At 67.2% G+C, this 17059-nt stretch carries 15 protein-coding genes; 9 read left to right on the forward strand and 6 right to left on the reverse strand.

All coding sequences use genetic code 11. The features are described from left to right. The first annotated feature begins 115 nt into the window (after window positions 1–115). The 4 genes from eccCa (at window position 116) to SLQ30_RS08160 (ending at window position 5717) form a co-directional block, all read left to right on the forward strand. Window positions 116–3826 (forward strand): type VII secretion protein EccCa, encoded by a 3711-nt coding sequence (gene eccCa / locus SLQ30_RS08145; RefSeq protein WP_319445754.1) that lies wholly within the window; start codon window positions 116–118, stop codon window positions 3824–3826. Then, window positions 3823–4983, forward strand: coding sequence for a type VII secretion-associated protein (locus SLQ30_RS08150; RefSeq protein WP_319445755.1), 1161 nt, complete (start codon window positions 3823–3825; stop codon window positions 4981–4983). The genes eccCa and SLQ30_RS08150 overlap by 4 nt, the downstream gene beginning before the upstream one ends. Before the next feature lie 85 nt (window positions 4984–5068). After that, window positions 5069–5392: a WXG100 family type VII secretion target gene (locus SLQ30_RS08155; protein ID WP_319445756.1), complete on the forward strand. Its 324-nt coding sequence runs from the start codon at window positions 5069–5071 to the stop codon at window positions 5390–5392. A gap of 31 nt (window positions 5393–5423) precedes the next feature. Beyond that, the gene (locus tag SLQ30_RS08160) at window positions 5424–5717 is read left to right on the forward strand and encodes a WXG100 family type VII secretion target (RefSeq protein ID WP_319445757.1); all 294 of its coding nucleotides are present in this window, start codon (window positions 5424–5426) and stop codon (window positions 5715–5717) included. Window positions 5718–5837: 120 nt separating this feature from the next. Here SLQ30_RS08160 and SLQ30_RS08165 read toward each other — a convergent pair whose 3' ends face one another. Further along, entirely contained in the window at window positions 5838–6038 is a 201-nt protein-coding gene (locus SLQ30_RS08165) for an excalibur calcium-binding domain-containing protein (protein ID WP_319445758.1), read from the reverse strand. A gap of 379 nt (window positions 6039–6417) precedes the next feature. Here SLQ30_RS08165 and rplM point away from each other — a divergent pair, with 379 nt between their 5' ends. The 5 genes from rplM (at window position 6418) to SLQ30_RS08190 (ending at window position 10543) form a co-directional block, all read left to right on the forward strand. Continuing rightward, window positions 6418–6861 (forward strand): 50S ribosomal protein L13, encoded by a 444-nt coding sequence (gene rplM, locus SLQ30_RS08170; RefSeq protein ID WP_319445759.1) that lies wholly within the window; start codon window positions 6418–6420, stop codon window positions 6859–6861. A 101-nt stretch (window positions 6862–6962) separates the two neighbouring features. After that, window positions 6963–7415, forward strand: a complete 453-nt coding sequence (rpsI, locus tag SLQ30_RS08175) for a 30S ribosomal protein S9 (protein ID WP_319446074.1) — start codon at window positions 6963–6965, stop codon at window positions 7413–7415. A gap of 97 nt (window positions 7416–7512) precedes the next feature. Beyond that, window positions 7513–8844 (forward strand): phosphoglucosamine mutase, encoded by a 1332-nt coding sequence (gene glmM, locus SLQ30_RS08180; protein WP_319445760.1) that lies wholly within the window; start codon window positions 7513–7515, stop codon window positions 8842–8844. 41 nt (window positions 8845–8885) lie between these two features. Beyond that, window positions 8886–9185, forward strand: coding sequence for a type VII secretion target (locus SLQ30_RS08185; protein ID WP_319445761.1), 300 nt, complete (start codon window positions 8886–8888; stop codon window positions 9183–9185). 2 nt (window positions 9186–9187) lie between these two features. Then, window positions 9188–10543: a hypothetical protein gene (locus SLQ30_RS08190; protein ID WP_319445762.1), complete on the forward strand. Its 1356-nt coding sequence runs from the start codon at window positions 9188–9190 to the stop codon at window positions 10541–10543. Here the strand turns inward: SLQ30_RS08190 and SLQ30_RS08195 are convergent. From SLQ30_RS08195 to SLQ30_RS08215, 5 genes are all read right to left on the reverse strand, one after another. Further along, a complete protein-coding gene (locus tag SLQ30_RS08195) occupies window positions 10523–11971 on the reverse strand; it encodes a sensor histidine kinase (RefSeq protein ID WP_319445763.1) in 1449 nt (482 codons plus the stop codon). The two genes, SLQ30_RS08190 and SLQ30_RS08195, sit on opposite strands and share 21 nt — an antisense overlap. 142 nt (window positions 11972–12113) lie before the next feature. Continuing rightward, on the reverse strand, window positions 12114–12815 hold the full coding sequence (locus SLQ30_RS08200; RefSeq protein WP_319446075.1) for a response regulator transcription factor: 702 nt from the start codon (window positions 12813–12815) through the stop codon (window positions 12114–12116). 665 nt (window positions 12816–13480) lie between these two features. Next, the gene (locus tag SLQ30_RS08205; protein WP_319446076.1) at window positions 13481–14869 is read right to left on the reverse strand and encodes a DEAD/DEAH box helicase; all 1389 of its coding nucleotides are present in this window, start codon (window positions 14867–14869) and stop codon (window positions 13481–13483) included. 198 nt (window positions 14870–15067) lie between these two features. Then, the gene (locus SLQ30_RS08210; RefSeq protein WP_319446077.1) at window positions 15068–16108 is read right to left on the reverse strand and encodes an LLM class F420-dependent oxidoreductase; all 1041 of its coding nucleotides are present in this window, start codon (window positions 16106–16108) and stop codon (window positions 15068–15070) included. 50 nt (window positions 16109–16158) lie between these two features. Next, a complete protein-coding gene (locus SLQ30_RS08215; RefSeq protein WP_319445764.1) occupies window positions 16159–17001 on the reverse strand; it encodes a dienelactone hydrolase family protein in 843 nt (280 codons plus the stop codon). Window positions 17002–17059: the final 58 nt, after the last annotated feature.

Below are 17059 nucleotides of genomic sequence, written 5' to 3' on the forward strand. Positions count from 1 at the left end.
CCCCGGAGTTATCGCTCGCATTCGCCACCGTAACCGAGCCACGGAGGTCGTCGACGCACCAAAGTTTCTGCCGCTGGCCGGAACCGAATCGGACCCCAGCGCGTCAAAGACTCTGATGGACTTCGTACGAGCAACGCGGCTACCGACGCCCCATATCGACGTCGGTGACGTTGACGTGGCCGGCCCACCCGACCTTCCCAAGCCGAGCCCGGCGAACCCGTTGGCACGGCTGTTGCCCGTGGCGATGGTCGTCGCAGGAGTGGGCATGATGGCGCTGTACTTCACATCGGGCATGGGCGTCGCTCGAAATCCGATGTTCGTGTTGTTTCCGGTCATGATGCTGGTGTCGGCGCTCGGCTCGCTGGCCTACGGTGCCCGCGGCGGCCAACGGTCGGCCGAGCTCGACGAGGACAGGCGAGACTACTTGGGTTACCTCGATGTGCTCGATGCCTCAGCCGCGAGAACCGCTGATGCACAACGTCGGTCGCTGTGGTGGAGCCATCCCGATCCGAGCGCGCTGTGGACGCTGGTGGGTGGTCCAAGGATGTGGGAACGCAGGCCGGGTGACGCCGACTACGTTCAGCTTCGGGTCGGGCTCGGGGGGAAACCGCTTTCGACACCGCTGGTGGCACCCGAGCTCGACTCGGGTCAGCACGATCCCGTGACGCACATGGCGTTGCAGCACCTGTTGGCAGCGCGGTCGGCGGTCACGGAGTTGCCTGTCACGATCGACCTCCCAGAGTGCCCCGTGGTGGTCGTCGAGGGGGACACCTCGGCTGCACGCGCGTTGGTGCGGGCGATGGTCTGCCAACTCGCGGTGTTTCACGGCCCGTCCGACGTCTCCGTCGCGGCCGTGGTCGATGGATCGTCGGCATCAGAATGGGACTGGCTGAAATGGCTTCCCCACCACCGATCGTCGTTGACGACGGATGCCGCGGGACCAGCGCGCATGACTCATCGCAGCATGCGGCAGGTCACGGCGACCACGGCGAAGCGCGTGCTGGTGATCGTCGACGCAGCGCTCGCGCAGGAGCACGGTCATGTGCCGGAGGGTATGACGGTGGTGACCGTCGGCGCGGCGCCGGGCGCCATGGAGACATTGCCCCGGGTGCGGATCGACTGCTCCGGTGACGCGTTCCCCGAGCGGCCCGACGCGTTGACCGCGATGCAGGCCGAGGTGTGTGCCAGACGCCTGGCCCCATTTCGCGAGGGCGCCGACGATGCGACCACGACTCCGGGGACGTGGGCGCAGTTGACGGGAATACCAGATCCCGAGCTGGCCTCACCGGAACTGCTGTGGCAGCCGCGCGCGGTCGAGCGACTGCTACGGGTCCCGATCGGTGTCGACGACCAGGGTGACCCCGTCGAGTTGGACATCAAGGAGGCCGCACATGGTGGCACCGGACCGCACGGGCTCTGCGTCGGGGCGACGGGTTCGGGCAAGTCGGAGTTCCTGCGCACGCTGACCCTTGGGCTGGTCGCCACCCATCCGCCCGAGGCGCTGAACCTTGTACTCGTCGACTTCAAGGGTGGGGCAACCTTTCTCGGCTTCGAAAGGCTACGGCACGTGGCTGCGGTGATCACGAACCTGGCCGACGAGGCACATCTGGTGGCGCGCATGCGTGACGCGCTGGCCGGGGAACTGACCCGGAGACAGGAACTGCTTCGGGCGGCCGGCAACTTCGCCAACGTCACCGCCTACGAAGCCGCTCGGACCCACGGCGCCGCGTTCGCCCCGCTGCCGACACTGTTCATCGTCGTTGACGAATTCTCCGAACTGCTGACTCAACATCCCGACTTCGTCGAACTGTTCGTGGCCATCGGCCGGGTGGGTCGATCGCTTGGCATGCATCTGCTCCTGGCCAGCCAACGACTGGAGGAGGGCAGGCTCCGGGGACTGGAGTCCCATCTGTCCTACCGGATCTGCCTGAAGACGTTCTCCGCAGCAGAGTCTCGCGCAGTACTCGGCACCACCGCGGCCTTCGAGCTACCCAACACACCGGGCGGCGCGTACCTGAAGAACGCGTCGGGTGAACTCGTGCGGTTCCGCACCGCGTTCGTATCTGGCCCGATGGCGGCGGCCCATCGGTCCGACTCATCGAGGCGGTCGGTGGGTGTTCCTACGCTGTTCACGGCTGCTCCGGTTGGGCGCGTCCACAAGGAATGTCCACCTGCGGAAGCCGGCCCGCGCAGCGTGCTCGACACGATGCTCGACCGCCTGGCCGAGGCGGGTACGCGTGCGCATCAGGTGTGGCTGCCGCCCCTGGCGGTCTCGCCGACGCTCGGCGCCGTACTCGCCGACGCGTCCCCGGCGCCCGGCCTGGTAGTGCCGATCGGGTTGGTGGACAATCCGTTTCAGCAACGGCGCGATGTCTTGCTCGCCGACCTGCGTGGGGCGGGAGGTCACGTCGCGGTGGTGGGCGGGCCGCGCAGCGGCAAGTCGACGACGGTCCGGACCTTGATCCTCGCGCTCGCCGCCACCCATGATCCGGCCGCGGTGCAGGTATACGGCCTCGACTTCGGCGGTGGCACGCTGTCGGCGGTGCGGTCGTTGCCGCACGTGGGAGCCGTCGCGGGCAGGTTCGATCGCGAGCTGGTGGGGCGGATCGTCGCGCACCTCCAAGCGGTCGTGCGCCGTCGGGAGGCCCAGCTCCGAACCGCGGACATCAGGCAGCACGGCGAGGTGTTCTTGGTGATCGACGGCTGGGCCGGGGTTCGGCAAGAGTTCGACGGGCTGGAGGAGGCTATTACCGCCATTGCCGCACAGGGGCTTTCCGTCGGCGTACACGTCGTGATCGCGGCTTCGCGGTGGGCCGAGCTCCGCCCTGCGCTCAAGGATCAGCTGGGCACCCGGATCGAACTGCGGCTCGGTGACCCCGCGGATTCTGAGCTCGATAGGAAGCGGGCCAGGCTGCTCGCCGAACGACCTGCCGGGCACGGCATCACTCGCGAAGGACTCGAGTTGGTGGTGGCATTGCCCCGGCTCGACGCGGTGGCGACGGCCCACGGTCTCGACGACGCCCTGCGCGCGGCGGCGGATGAACTGCGCCTGCGCCACCGCGGTCTGACGGCACCCGAAGTAGTACCGATGCCAACGCGGGTGGCCTACGAGGGGGTGGTCGCGCATTCGCCCGCGCATGTGGTGCTCGGGCTTGGCGGCGATGAGCTTCGTCCGATGGCCATCGACTTCACCGAATCACTACACGCGCTCATCCTTGGCGAGCCGCAGTGCGGCAAGACGAGTGCGTTGCGCACGCTGTGTCGGGAACTGGTGCGCATCAACGATCCTGGCACCGCGCGGCTGGTCGTCGTCGACCTTCGGCGCACGTTGCTCGGAGTGGTCGAGACCGAGCATCTGGGTGGCTACGCCATGTCGGTCGCGGCGGCCGAAGCTCACGTGGCCGACCTTGCCGTTCAGTTGACTGCCCGGCTGCCAGACGCCGGCGTCACCCAACGGCAGCTGAGGGAACGGTCGTGGTGGTCGGGTCCGGACATGTACGTCGTCGTCGACGACTACGAATTGGTGGCGGGCGTAGCGCGCAATCCATTGACGCCGCTGCTCGAGCTCTTGCCGCACGCACGGGATCTCGGGCTGCACGTCATCATTGCGCGCCGGGCCGGCGGCGCCGCGCGCGCGATGTTCGACCCCGTGTTGACCGGGCTGCGGGACGTCGGCTGCCTCGGACTGATGATGAGCGCGAGCCCCGACGAGGGTGTGTTGCTCGGCTCGGTGCGGCCATCGGCGCTGCCCCAGGGCAGAGCGACGATGATCAGGCGCGGACATCCGGATCAGCTCGTCCAGGTCGCATGGACCGATCCGCCATGACCGAACCAGTCGTGGTGGTCGGTCCGGCCTCGGTATGCGGGCCGGGTGTCGTCGAGACCACGTTGGCTTCGATCGCGCTCGAGGCGATCGACGACCGGCTCACCGTCGTTGCCGATCGCGTCGTCGCGGTTCGCGAATTGTGGGGCGACGTCATGCACGCGGCGCTCGCAGGCGAGCAAGGTTCAGCCGTGCTGGTAGTGCCGTCCTGGTGGCCTCGGTCGCGCGTCGAATTGGTGGAGAACGCGATGCTCGAATCGTGCGCGCACGTGACGGTGCTGCTGCGGGGGTGTAGCACTCGATCCGAACCATCGGAGGTCGTCGAGCTCGGGCAGGATTGCGTCGTCGTCCATACCGCCACCGGCGAGCGGTTCGTACTGCCCCGCGTCGGTCGCGCTGAGTGGGTGGCCGACAACGTGTTGGCGACGCTGTCCGCAACCACGTCTGTCGTGATCGACGTTCCGGATGGAGTGCCCGAATCGCCGTTGTTGGCAGCTGAACTCGTCCGCAGGCTGCGCAAGCGCGGCATCGCCGTGACTTCGTTGGACGACGACGGGGTGCGACGCGCCGTGTTGGCCAGTCGACGAGCCGAGCTGGGTGGGCCGGGTTCGAACCCGCGGCCCGCCCGCGCGCGCAAGCCGCGCATTGCGGTGCTCGTCGGCGCGTTGGCAGTCATCGCTGCGCTGGCCGGAGCGGCCTTGAATCCGGGTAGTCACGCGCTCGAGGCTGACGACGTGACGTGGGTTGTCGAGGGGCGGATCGCCGCCGAATTGCCAGCCGACTGGGTGGTGGAACGGGTGGTCTCTGGCCCGGGTTCCGCTCGGGTGCAGGTGCATTCGCCGTACGATCCGCACGTCGCCATCCACATCACCCAGGCTCGGGTGCGCGTAGAGGAGACGCTGCAGCAGACGGCCGAAGCGTTGAAGAGCGCGCTCGACGAGCAGCCTCGCGGACTCTTCGCTGACTTCGATCCCGACGCCCGCAGCGCAGACCGTCCCTCCGTCACGTACCGCGAAAGGAGGGCCGTTGTCGAGGTGGACTGGGTGGCGGTGCTCGATCGCGGTGTGCGAATCGCCGTCGGCTGCCAACACGCGGTCAACCAACCCGACCTGGACCCGGCGTGCGAGCGGGCGATTCGCACTGCGCATGTGGTGCCCTGAAATTGGTTCGTGGACAAGGGAACCGAACGCTGCTCGCCCGCGTCCTATCTATACATCACAACACAGAAACGGGGAGGGGAACGCGATGACGACACCTGCGAGCGGCGCACTGAACACTGACTTCGGGCTGATGACCGCGGTGGCAGGCGGAATCGACACCCGCAACGACGAGGTGCGCGCCATGCTCCGCGCATTCATCGGCCAGATGACGACCGTGCCTGCTTCGGTCTGGGGTGGCGTGGCCGCTGCACGGTTCCGGGAGGTGGCCGACCGCTGGGACGCCGAGTCGACGAGGTTGTACGCGTCGTTGCAGCGGATCGCGGACACCATCAGGCTCAACGAGCGCACGCTGCGCGAGGTCGCAGAGGCACATTCGCACACCATCTCCGCTACCTCCCATTCGCTGTAAACAACTGTCCGCCAACCCGAATGGAGTTCTCATGGATCCGGTTCTGTCATATGACTTCGGTGCGATCGAACACACCGTCCGTCAGGAGATTCACGCCACATCGGCCCGGTTCAACGCTGCGCTGGATGACTTGCGGGCGCAGATAGCTCCGTTGCAGGCCATGTGGACGCGACAGGCGGCCGAGGCATACCGCATCGAGCAGTCGCGGTGGGACCAGTCGGCGGCGGCGCTGAACGACATCCTGTTCAGGCTCGGCAACGCCGTCCGCGACGGTGCGGAGGACGTCGCGGACACCGATCGTCGCGCCGCAGGGGCATGGGGCTAGAAGCGGCCCCGACCCAGACACCCAGACCCTGTGCGGTCCCGCTCGGAAGGGAGAGCCAAGCGGGACCGCACAGTATTTCTCAGCGGCCCAAGTTCCGCTGCCGGATGCTGGCCTGAGCGGTTAGCCCTCGCAGGCCACGCCGTCACCGTCGCGATCCTGGCTGGCTTTATAGTCCGAGTCGCCCTGCGGAATGTTGTAGCGACCGTCGTTATGCGCGGCGGTGCAGTTCTTGTACGGCCCTGACTCGGCGAGCGCGGTAGGCGCAGCGATGATGCCTAGCCCTACTAAGAGAGCGGCAGCTGTCAGTGTCGTGCGGACCATGGAATCCCCTTGCAGTTGGTTGTCGGGGAGACCTTAACTTAAATTAACGGGGCCGTAAGAAAAGTGTGGATTGACCGCCTGCGGCAGTGTCACCATGACAGCGAGAAGCGTCACCACCATCGGTGCGCACAGCGGAAGGGCGTCGACCAGCACCGGAAGCGAATTCGAGGGCCAGCGCGGCCGTCGGCCCGCGATCTGGATGAGCGTTTTGACCTGCGATGACGCTCACCGGTAAGCTGCCTCGTTGGCGTGCGGTATGTCTTCGGACGCACGGGGTGCTCGGGTCTACGTCGGTCGCCGAGCCCACCTCAGCCACACCCGCCTGACCGGCAGCCCGGGAGCATCCCGGGGATCACCCGAGAAAAGAAGAGGTAACGCTGTGCCTACGTACACGCCGAAGGCGGGTGACACCACACGCACGTGGTACGTCATCGACGCCACCGACGTGGTGCTCGGCCGGCTCGCCGTTGAAGCAGCCAAGTTGCTGCGCGGCAAGCACAAGCCGACATTCACGCCCAATGTCGACGGCGGCGATTTCGTCATCGTCATCAACGCCGAGAAGGTCGCCATCAGCGGCGACAAGCTCACCAAGAAGTTCCTCTACCGCCACTCGGGTTTCCCCGGTGGTTTGCGTGCCCGCGCACTCGGCAACGAGTTGGCCAAGCACGCCGACAAGGTCGTCGAGAACGCGATCGTCGGCATGCTCCCGCACAACAAGCTGAGCCGTGAGGTGCAGAAGAAGCTCAAGGTCTACGTCGGGCCTGAGCACCCACACACCGCGCAGCAGCCGGTTCCGTTCGAGATCAAGCAGGTAGCACAGTGACCGATCCCATCGAAGAGACCGAGGTCGTCGAGGTCGTTGAGACCGACGCCGCCGAGACCGAAGCCCCTGAGGCCACTGAGGCACCTGAAGCCGAGGCCCCCGTGGTCGAAGCCGTCGAAGAGGTCGCCGAGGCCCCAGCCGCTCCTGCGCGCGAGCCCATCGTCCTCGACCGCCCGGTCCAGACCGTCGGCCGCCGCAAGGAGGCCGTGGTGCGAGTGCGCCTGACCCCCGGCACCGGCAAGTTCGAGTTGGACGGCCGCTCGTTGGAGGCCTACTTCCCGAACAAGGTGCACCAGCAGCTGATCAAGGCTCCGCTGGTGCTCGTCGATCGCCTCGACTCGGTCGACATCTTCGCCCACCTCGATGGCGGCGGCCCCTCCGGCCAGGCCGGCGCACTGCGCCTGGCCATCGCCAGGGCGCTGATCATCGTGCAGCCCGAGGACCGGCCGCCGCTGAAGAAGGCCGGCTTCCTCACGCGTGACCCGCGTGCCATCGAGCGCAAGAAGTACGGCCTCAAGAAGGCCCGCAAGGCGCCTCAGTACAGCAAGCGCTGATCTGCACATCGCTGTTTGGCCACGAGCAGTGCGCGACCAGGACCAATTGCGTCCGGACGCGCACTGCTCGTGCTGGTTTTAGGAGACTGCGCTTTCCATGGGTCGACTCTTCGGTACCGACGGCGTCCGCGGCGTTGCCAATCGCGAGCTGACCGCCGAGCTGGCGTTGGCGTTGGGCTCGGCGGCTGCACGGCTCGGCACGTCGCACCACGCTCGTCGGGTGGCCGTCGTGGGCCGTGATCCGCGGGCCAGTGGCGAAATGCTCGAAGCCGCCGTCATCGCTGGCTTGACGAGTGAGGGCGTCGACGCGTTGCGCGTCGGCGTACTGCCGACCCCTGCGGTGGCCTACCTCACCGGTGCCTATGACGCCGAGTTCGGTGTCATGATCTCGGCGTCGCACAATCCCATGCCGGACAACGGCATCAAGATCTTCGGCCCTGGCGGCCACAAGCTGGATGACGCGACCGAGGACCGCATCGAGGAACTCGTCGGCGGCGGACCCGGCGTCCGGCCGGTCGGTGCAGGCATCGGGCGAGTGGTCGACGCGCCGGACGCGCTCGAGCGCTATCTGCGTCACGCTGCGTCGACCGTCACCACGCCGGCGCGCGGGTTGACCGTCGTCGTCGACTGCGCACACGGTGCCGCGTCCACGGCCGCACCGCAGGCCTACCGGGCCGCAGGCGCGAACGTCATCGCGATCAACGCCGAACCCAACGGGCTCAACATCAACGAACGGTGTGGTTCCACCCACCTGGACGTTCTGCAGAAGGCGGTCGTCGCGCACAGCGCGGACCTCGGTCTGGCCCACGACGGCGATGCCGACCGCTGCCTCGCCGTGGACGCCACCGGTCAGGTCATCGACGGCGACGCGATCATGGTGGTGCTTGCGCTGGCCATGCGCGACGCCGGTGAACTCGCATCCAACACCCTGGTCGCGACGGTGATGAGCAATCTGGGCCTGCACCTGGCGATGCGCTCGGCGGGCATCGAGTTGCGTATCACCAGCGTCGGCGACCGCTACGTGCTCGAGGAACTGCGGGCGGGTGAGTACTCGCTTGGCGGCGAACAGTCCGGCCACATCGTGATGCCAGCATTCGGGACGACGGGCGACGGCATCGTCACCGGGTTGCGGCTGATGTCGCGGATGGCGCAGACGGGGATGACGTTGGCCGCACTGGCCCAACCGATGCAGACCCTGCCGCAGGTGCTGATCAACGTGGCCGTGTCCGACAAGGCCACCGTCGCCGAGGCACCCGACGTCCGCACCGCGGTGGCACAGGCCGAGGCCGAACTCGGCGACACCGGCCGAATCCTGCTGCGACCCTCGGGAACCGAACAGGTGGTCCGCGTCATGGTGGAGGCCGCCGACGAAGACACCGCGCGAATCGTGGCGGCGCGGGTCGCCGAATCCGTCAGCGCTCAGGACTGATCCGAGGGGAACCAGCCGAGCGGCTGGCGCGTCCTAACTTCATGGGACAACGTGCGAACGTCGATATCGGTGCCGTGCTGGCCGCCGCAGGGAGGTGCGACGACGTCGCGGTGCTCGTGGACCACGCCGCGCGCACACATCTGACCACCTTGAGGTTCGGCGGTTCAGCGGCGGGCCGGTCGTATGTGGCCCGCGGAGCGGACGTGCGCGGCGCGATCGACCAGCTCGGCGACGACATGCGCACCTGGGCCAGGGCATGCATCGAGATCGCCTGCTGTCTAAGGGCTTCCGCGGACGGTTACGTGACGGCCGAGGCGCGCGGCGCGGCCCGGTTGGGCTGACGATGGCTGCCGAGTACGACGTCGACGGCAGGCTCGCCGAGGGCCGGTCGGCCGTCGACGACTTCGCCGAGTACGTGCAGGCGTGCCAGCAGCTGGGGCATCAGCACCCCGAGTTGGCGCGGCTGGCTGAGCAATACGCGGCCGAAGAGGGGTTGAACCTCAGCGCGCTGGATACGGATGCCGAAGCGGTCGCCGCCGCTGCTGCGCTGGCGGACGATGCGGTACGCCAACACGCCGACCTGATCGCGGCGCTCACGGGCGCTTGGGCAGGCCCAGGCGCGGCAGCGGCACTGGACTTCCTGCTGCGTCATCATCAGGCGGCGGCGACCGCCGCGGCGGCGGTGCGCGAGGCGGCCGGGGCGCTCGTCGCGCTCCGTGACGAGCTGTGGAAGGCCGTCGACGCCAAGGTCGCCGCGACGCTGGCCATCGACGAACGGGTCGTCGCTCAACGCGCTACCTGGTTGGCCGCCGCTCGCACCGTGGCGACCGGTCCGGGGGACCGCTCCGTGGCCAGTGAGCTCATCGATCAGCAGGTTGAACCGTTCGTGGCCAACGATATTCGCGCGGACTGGCTGGAGGCGATGCGTGCGGGCTCGGCGTCCGTCTCGGCGGCCTACGACACCGCGGTCGCCCGGATGGGTGCGGGTACGCAGCCGATCTTCGAGGTCCCCGGTGCGTTGGGGCCGGAGTGGGTCGCGCCGCTCGAACAATCCCCGGCTACCGCCAGCGGGGCGATCGCCGCATCGGTTCGCGATCCGCTGCCATCACCCGTTGGCGCGTCGGCGGGTGTGGTGCCCGCGGCCGTTGCGATGCCTGCGCCGGCTCCCGGTACGGGACTGGCGCCGCCAGCGCCCTTCATGCCCGAGCCGCAGCCGCAACCGATTTCGTCCACTGGGGCAGCGCCGCCCGGTGACCTCGGTGGTGGTGTGCCCGGTCTCGGCGGCGCGTCCGGTCTCGGCGGGATGGGGCTGTCCGGGATCGGGCAGCAGCTGTCCGATCTCATCGGCGGCCTCGTCGGAGCTTCCGCTGACGCAACGCCCGAACTACCTGAACTCGATTCGCCAGACGTACAGGAACCCGATGACGAAAGCGACGACGCGTCCGACGAGGAGGAGCCTGCCAAGGATCCCGACGCCGAGGAACCTGCGGAAGCCGAACCTGCCGACGCGGCAGTCGAATCCGCGACGGACGTACCGGACGAGGCCGACGGTCCGACAGAACCACCGCCGCCGGAGCCATCTCCCGCGCCGGTTCTCGCGGAGCCTGGCCCGATCCCGCCCCCGGACCTCGAGGTCCTGCCCGAGCCGAAGACCCCGTGTGAGATCGCTGCCGACGAGCTACCCCAGGTGGGGGAGTGATTGAAGCGGTGACTCGCCCTCGGGCAGTAGCTCACTCACGTCCACGACCCTGGGCAATCGCACGGTGAACGACGTGGACCCAGGGCAACTCGCGACGTCGATGGTTCCATCGTGGGCAATGATCACGGCACGCGTAATGGCCAGCCCCAGACCGGTACTGCCTGCCGTGCGGGACCGTGAACCGTCGCCGCGGGCGAACCGTTCGAAGATTTCTGACAACAGCTCGTCGGGGATGCCGGGCCCGTCATCGTTGACCGTGATGATGACTGAACCGTCGGACCCGGGTCGCAACGACGTGACGATACGAGTGCCTGGAGAGGTGTGAATGCGGGCGTTCGACAAGAGGTTGCCCAGGGCTTGTTGCAGGCGTAGCCGATCACCGAGGACGAAGAGCGGCTCATCGGGAATTTCCAAGGGCCAACGGTGTTCTCGGCCTGAAATATGAGCGTCGCTGACCGCGTCGACGACGAGTCTGGAGATGTCGACTTGTTCGCGATCCAGCGGGCGTCCTTCGTCGAGCCGGGCGAGGAGCAACATGTCCTCGACGAGCCGAACCATCCGCCGCGACTCGGCGTGAACCCGGCCCAAGGCGTAGACCAGGTCGTCGCGATCACCGTTGGCCTGTTCGTCGGCAATGCTGTTCACGAGTCTGCGGGCTACTTCGGTATAACCCTGGATCGACGCGAGCGGTGTCCGCAGCTCATGGCTCGCGTCGGCGACGAACTGGCGCACCCTGGTCTCGCTTGCGTGACGTACCGTTAGCGCCTCGGCGACGCGGTCCACCATGTGGTTGAAGGCGAGGCCGAGCCGACCGACCTCGGTGTGGGACGTCATCGGATCAATGGGTTCAAGCGGTGTAGGCAGTCGAACCTCGCCCTCATGCAGGGGCAGTCCTGCGACGTGTTGTGCTGCCAACGACATACGGTTCAGTGGGCTGAGTTCGCGCCGGATGACGATGATCCCCGCGGATACAGCGAGCGCAAGGGCGGCCAGCGAGAACCCGCCGATGATCCAGGCTGCCGACGTCAGGGTGTCGTTGACCCCAGCTAGCGGCAACCCGGTAACGACGAGTTCGGGGCGCCCTGCCGTGTGCCCGGCGACGAGTCGGTATTCGCCCACGCCGTTCAAACGCACGCTGACAACGTGGCCCGGCGCGACGTCGGCGAGTTGAGCCATCGCCGCGGGCGTTAGTGCTTGGCGATCCCCGCTCGCCGCGATGACCGCCGCCTCCGTCACCCCGTCGTCGTCGGTCACTACCGCTCCGACCGTGCCCGCCGATTGCCCGGGGCCATCGAGAAAGATCGGTCCAGGACCGGCGAACCGTACGAACGGCGGAGGCCCGAGTTCGAAGAACGTGGTAGAGCGCGACTGCGCTTCGGCGAGTTGCTCGTCTACTTGTCTAATGAGGAAGTGCCGCAACGCAATCAAGGTCCCAAACCCCACGGCGATGCAGAGCCCAAGCCCAAGCACGGCGACGACGCATACCAGGCGGGTCCGTAAAGACCAGGCAAATGGGCGGATCAATCGCGCCGTTCGGGTCGATTGAGTCGATGCAGCTATCCCGGCGCGCTCACTGCGCTTTGAGGACATAGCCAACCCCGCGGACCGTGTGAATCATGGGATCGCGTCCAACGTCGATCTTCTTACGCAGGTAGGAGATGAAGAGCTCGACCACGTTCGATCGACCATCAAAGTCGTAGTCCCATACCTGGTGCAGGATCTGGGATTTCGTAAGCACGCGTCGGGGGTTGTGCATCAGGTACCGCAGCACTTCGTACTCGGTCGCCGTCAGCTGGACGTCAACGCCGCCTCGCCTGACCTCGTGGCTGTCCTCGTCCAGCACCAAATCCCCGACGACGAGTTGCGCACTGCTGGAAACGATGCCGCAGCCGGTTCGGCGCAGCAGTGCGCGTAGCCGGAGGACCATCTCCTCGACGCTGAACGGTTTGGTGACGTAGTCGTCGCCGCCGGCGGACAGACCCGCGATGCGGTCCTCGAGCGTGTCCTTCGCGGTGAGCAAGAGTATCGGCAGTTCGGGCCTGATGGCGTGAAGCTCCGCGAGCACCTGCAGTCCGCTCATGTCAGGCAACATCACGTCCAGCACGACCACGTCTGGCGTGCTCGCACTGGCCTTCTCGATTGCGGTCGCGCCGTTGGCGGCGGTCGCCACCTTCCAGCCTTCGTAACGCAGCACCATCGATACCAGCTCGCCAAGCGCAGGCTCGTCGTCGACGACGAGGACCTCGATGGGGTTACCGTCCGGCCGCGTCATCCGGATCGGGGCGGTGTTGATTGCCGACCCGAGCTCGTTGTCTGCATGTCGCACTGACCCATGGTGGTCGTAGCGATTAGCGATCGTCTGTGCATTCTTTATGCGTGAGCTATGAATGGCCGCATTTGCGTAGGCGTGTCACCGAGCGGGCATCCCGAGAATCGCTAATTCCCTTGGGCCCCACAGGAAGAGCATACGAATTCGCTAACACACCGATAAGCGGATACCGCAGGTTTCTGGACGCGCTTAATCGGGACCCGTGTCAGGGTGGTGCGGTCGACGGAATACGTCGGCAGCATCGAAAGGAGTTGATGAATGGACTCGCGATCACGCGTCGCGCTCCGTCGGCGAATCGCAGCCGTTGCACTGAGTGGCGGCATCGCGTTCACGGCAACGGGTTTCGTCACCGGAGTGGCCAGCGCAGCGCCGCCACCGCCATGCCCTCCCGGGGCGCCATGCGGCCCGGGAGGACCTGGCCCTGGCCTGCCGCCGCCAGGACCCGGCCCTGGCCTGCCTCCGGGACCCGGGCTATTGCCGCCAGGACCCGGACCGTGTCTGCCGCTGGCTCCGTGCCCGCCGCGGTGAGCTGATCGGTCTGAAGCCGGATGGCCCGGCGAGCAGGGGGTCCCTGCTCGCCGGGCCATCCGGATTAGCCAGTTGGACTGTTAGCGGCTGCGCGAGCCGCGTGACGGTGCCGACGTGGTCGTGTACGAGCGCGGTTCTCCGCCTCGCGAGCGGTTGCCGCGTGATCCGTTGCCCGAGCGGGGATTGGCCGCCCCTTGGTGATTGCGTCCCGATCCGCCGCGGCGACGGGCGCCACCACCCTGGCCGCCGCCCTGCCGGGCAGGTGCCTGCGATGCAGGCGTCTCAAGGATGATCGGTCCGCTGAAGTCGCGCTCGCCCGGTGCGATCTCCTGCAGCACCGGGTGCGAGGCACCGCTGAAGCGGGTGATCGTGGGCTTGACGCCGGCCTTGCGGGTCAGGGTGCGAACGTCGGACACCTGGGAGTCGATCATCAGGGTCACGACGGTGCCCTCGGCCCCGGCGCGCGCGGTGCGACCCGAACGGTGCAGATACGCCTTGTGTTCCACGGGCGGGTCGGCGTGCACCACCAGGTTGACGTCATCGACGTGGATGCCGCGGGCCGCGATGTCGGTGGCGACGAGTACGCCCGCCGAACCGTCGGAGAACGCCGCGAGATTGCGCGTGCGGGCATTTTGAGACAGGTTGCCGTGCAACTCGACTGCGGCTACACCGCGCGAGTTCAGCTTGCGGGCAATGCCTTTCGCGCCGTGCTTGGTGCGGGCGAAGACGATGGTGCGGCCGGGGGAGGCCGCGAGGTCGGTCAGCACCTCGATGCGTGCGGCGTTGTCGACGTGGAGCACGTGGTGCACCATCGCCGATACCGGCGACTGCTCCGAATCGACGCTGTGCACGATCGGCTGGTGCAGGTAACGCTTGATCAGCACGTCCACACCACCATCGAGGGTGGCGGAGAACAGCATTCGCTGGCCATTGCTCGGGGTCTTGTCCAGCAGGCGCTTGACCGGCGGAAGGAAGCCGAGATCGGCCATGTGGTCGGCCTCGTCGAGCACGGTGATCTCCACCGCGGACAGGTCGGCGTGGCGGGACTGCACGTGGTCCTCGAGCCGGCCGGGGCAGGCGATGACGATGTCGACACCCTCACGCAGCTTGCTGATCTGCGGTCCGGGGCTGACCCCGCCGAAGATGGTGACCGACCGCAGGTCCATGGCCTTGGCCAGTGGTGCCAGCGCCGCATCGATCTGTGCGACGAGCTCGCGGGTCGGGGCGAGGATCAGTGCACGCGGACGTCCGGCTCGGCGGGGGGTGGAGCTATTCGCGAGCCGCGCCACGACGGGCAGCAGGAAGGCGTAGGTCTTGCCGGAGCCGGTGCGGCCGCGGCCCAGGACGTCGCGCCCTGCCAGTGAATCCGGCAGTGTCGCAGCCTGAATGGGGAAGGCGCTCTCGATGCCGGTGGCGGCGAGGGCGGCAACGACGGCCGCGGGCAAGCCGAGGTCGGCGAAGGTGGGCATGGTGTTGCCAATGGGTTCAGAAATTGGCATGGGGACAGACAAGGTGAAAACTCCGAAAGTTGAAAGGTCGTCCTGCCCGGCGCGGGTGTTCCCGCGGCGCTCGGTTGACGATCGAGAGGCGGCAAAAGGCAGAACAGACGATGCCGCTGACGCCAGTCTATCGGACGATCGGACAATGTCCGAACAATGAGGCGTGCATCACGCCGTCAGCGCCACCAATTCCTCGACGTAGCGGACCTGTTCGGCGGTTTCGCCCGCCAGCGGATGCACCAGCAGCGTGGTGACCCCGGCCTCGGCGTACGCCGCAAGCCGCTCCTTGACGAAGCCGCGCGGGCCGATCAGGTTCGTGTGCCGGACCAGCTCGTCGGGCACGGCTGCGATGGCTTCGGCCTTCTTGCCTGCCAGATACAGGTCCTGGATCTGGTTGGCGACCTCGCCGAAGCCGTAGTTGGTGGCCAGGTTGTGATAGAAGTTCTTGCCCCGCGCTCCCATGCCACCGATGTACAGCGCCAGTTGAGGTTTCGCCCACGCGAGCCTTTCTTCGACGTCATCGCCGATCGCCAGGCTGGCCGAGACCATCACATCCAGTGGACCGAGTTCTGGGGCCCGCTTGGCGAAGCCCGACCGGAGTGCGTCGCCCCATACCGAGTCGGCCTTCTCCGGGTAGAAGAACACCGGCTGCCAACCTTCGGCTATTTCGGCGGTCAGTTCGACGTTCTTGGGGCCGAGGGCCGCGATCGTGATCGGAATACGTTCGCGCACTGGATGATTGATTAGATGCAACGGTTTGCCAAGTCCGGTGCCGCGGTCGGCTGGCAGCGGAATCTGGTAGTGCTTGCCGTCGTAGGCGACGTTTTCGCGGCGCCACACCTGACGGCAGATGTCCACGACCTCGCGGGTGCGACCCATCGGTGCGTCGAAGGGAACGCCGTGGAAGCCCTCCATCACCTGAGGTCCCGAAGTGCCGATGCCCAACCGGAATCGGCCGTCCGAGACGTAGTCGAGCCCCGCCGCCGTCATCGCGAGGAGCGTCGGGGTACGCACGTAGATGGGCACCACGCCGGAACCGAGCTCGATGGTGGAGGTCTTCGCGGCCAGGTAGCCGAGTTGGCTGATCGCATCGAATGAGTAGGCCTCGGCGACCAGTGCGATGTCGACACCGATCTTCTCGAACTCGACGACTTGATCGGCGGCCTCGCGGAAGTCGCCCGCGTAGCTGAGAAAGATTCCAGTGCGCATAGAGGTCACAGGTGTTTTATACACCCAACCGGTTGGTTGGCATAATGTGGCTAGCGCTTCAACAGCGCGACCACCTTGTCTTCCGGGGAGAGCGGCAGTGCGTCGGGATCCGGAGCGACCGTCTTGGGCAACGAGGCCTCGGGGTCGCTGAACTCTTTGTAGGCCTTGTCGCCGGTCAGGGTGTGCAAGAGGTAGCCCGTCAGCAGCGCGCGGACGGTTTTCTGCGTGCGACGGTCGGCGCCAGGTAGCCCGACCACGCGCGTGAGTCGGAAGCCCTCGACCATCCCACCGCGCTCGGCCTTGGCCACGGTGCGCACCGTCGCGCTCCGCCAAGCGGTCGACAGCGCCGTCGCATTGGACGTGATGCTGGAGGGGTCGTCCGGAGCGACGACAATCAGTCCAGGCACCCGGAGCCCCTTGGCGGGCTCTTCGGCGGGCGGTTGCGTGACGGACGGGAAGAGCGCAACAGCGGCCTTCAGCTTGGCCGGCATGCCCGCCGCGGCGAACACGGCCGCCGATCCGCCGAAACCATGGCCGACGACACCCAGCTTCGTGGGGTGCACGCTGATCTTGCCGGTGCCCAGTCGCACCCCTGCCACGATGTCGAGAGTGGTGCCCAAGTCGAACGCCAGGTTGAGCACGGACGGCGCGACCCCGGTCTCGGTATTTGGCGCGGCCGCGACGATGCCCCAGGACGCAAGGTGCTCAAGGGTTCCGTGATAGCGATCGGCGCCCGCCAGCCAGTCGTGGCCGAACGCCACCCCAGCCAGGTTCATCCCGGACTCGGGCGTGTAGACGACACCCGGCAGTCCGGCAAAGGCCAGGTCACCGCGCAATACGCGATGCGGGCCTCGTCGGGTCAATGCAGCGAAGAGCTTCTTCGTCCCGGCCACCCGTTGAACTTATCTCACCCCGCCGTTCACCACCCCGGGGCTACGTTCCCTGGATGAA

It is taken from the genome of Mycobacterium sp. RTGN4, from assembly GCF_033804635.1.
GTDB lineage: Bacteria > Actinomycetota > Actinomycetes > Mycobacteriales > Mycobacteriaceae > Mycobacterium.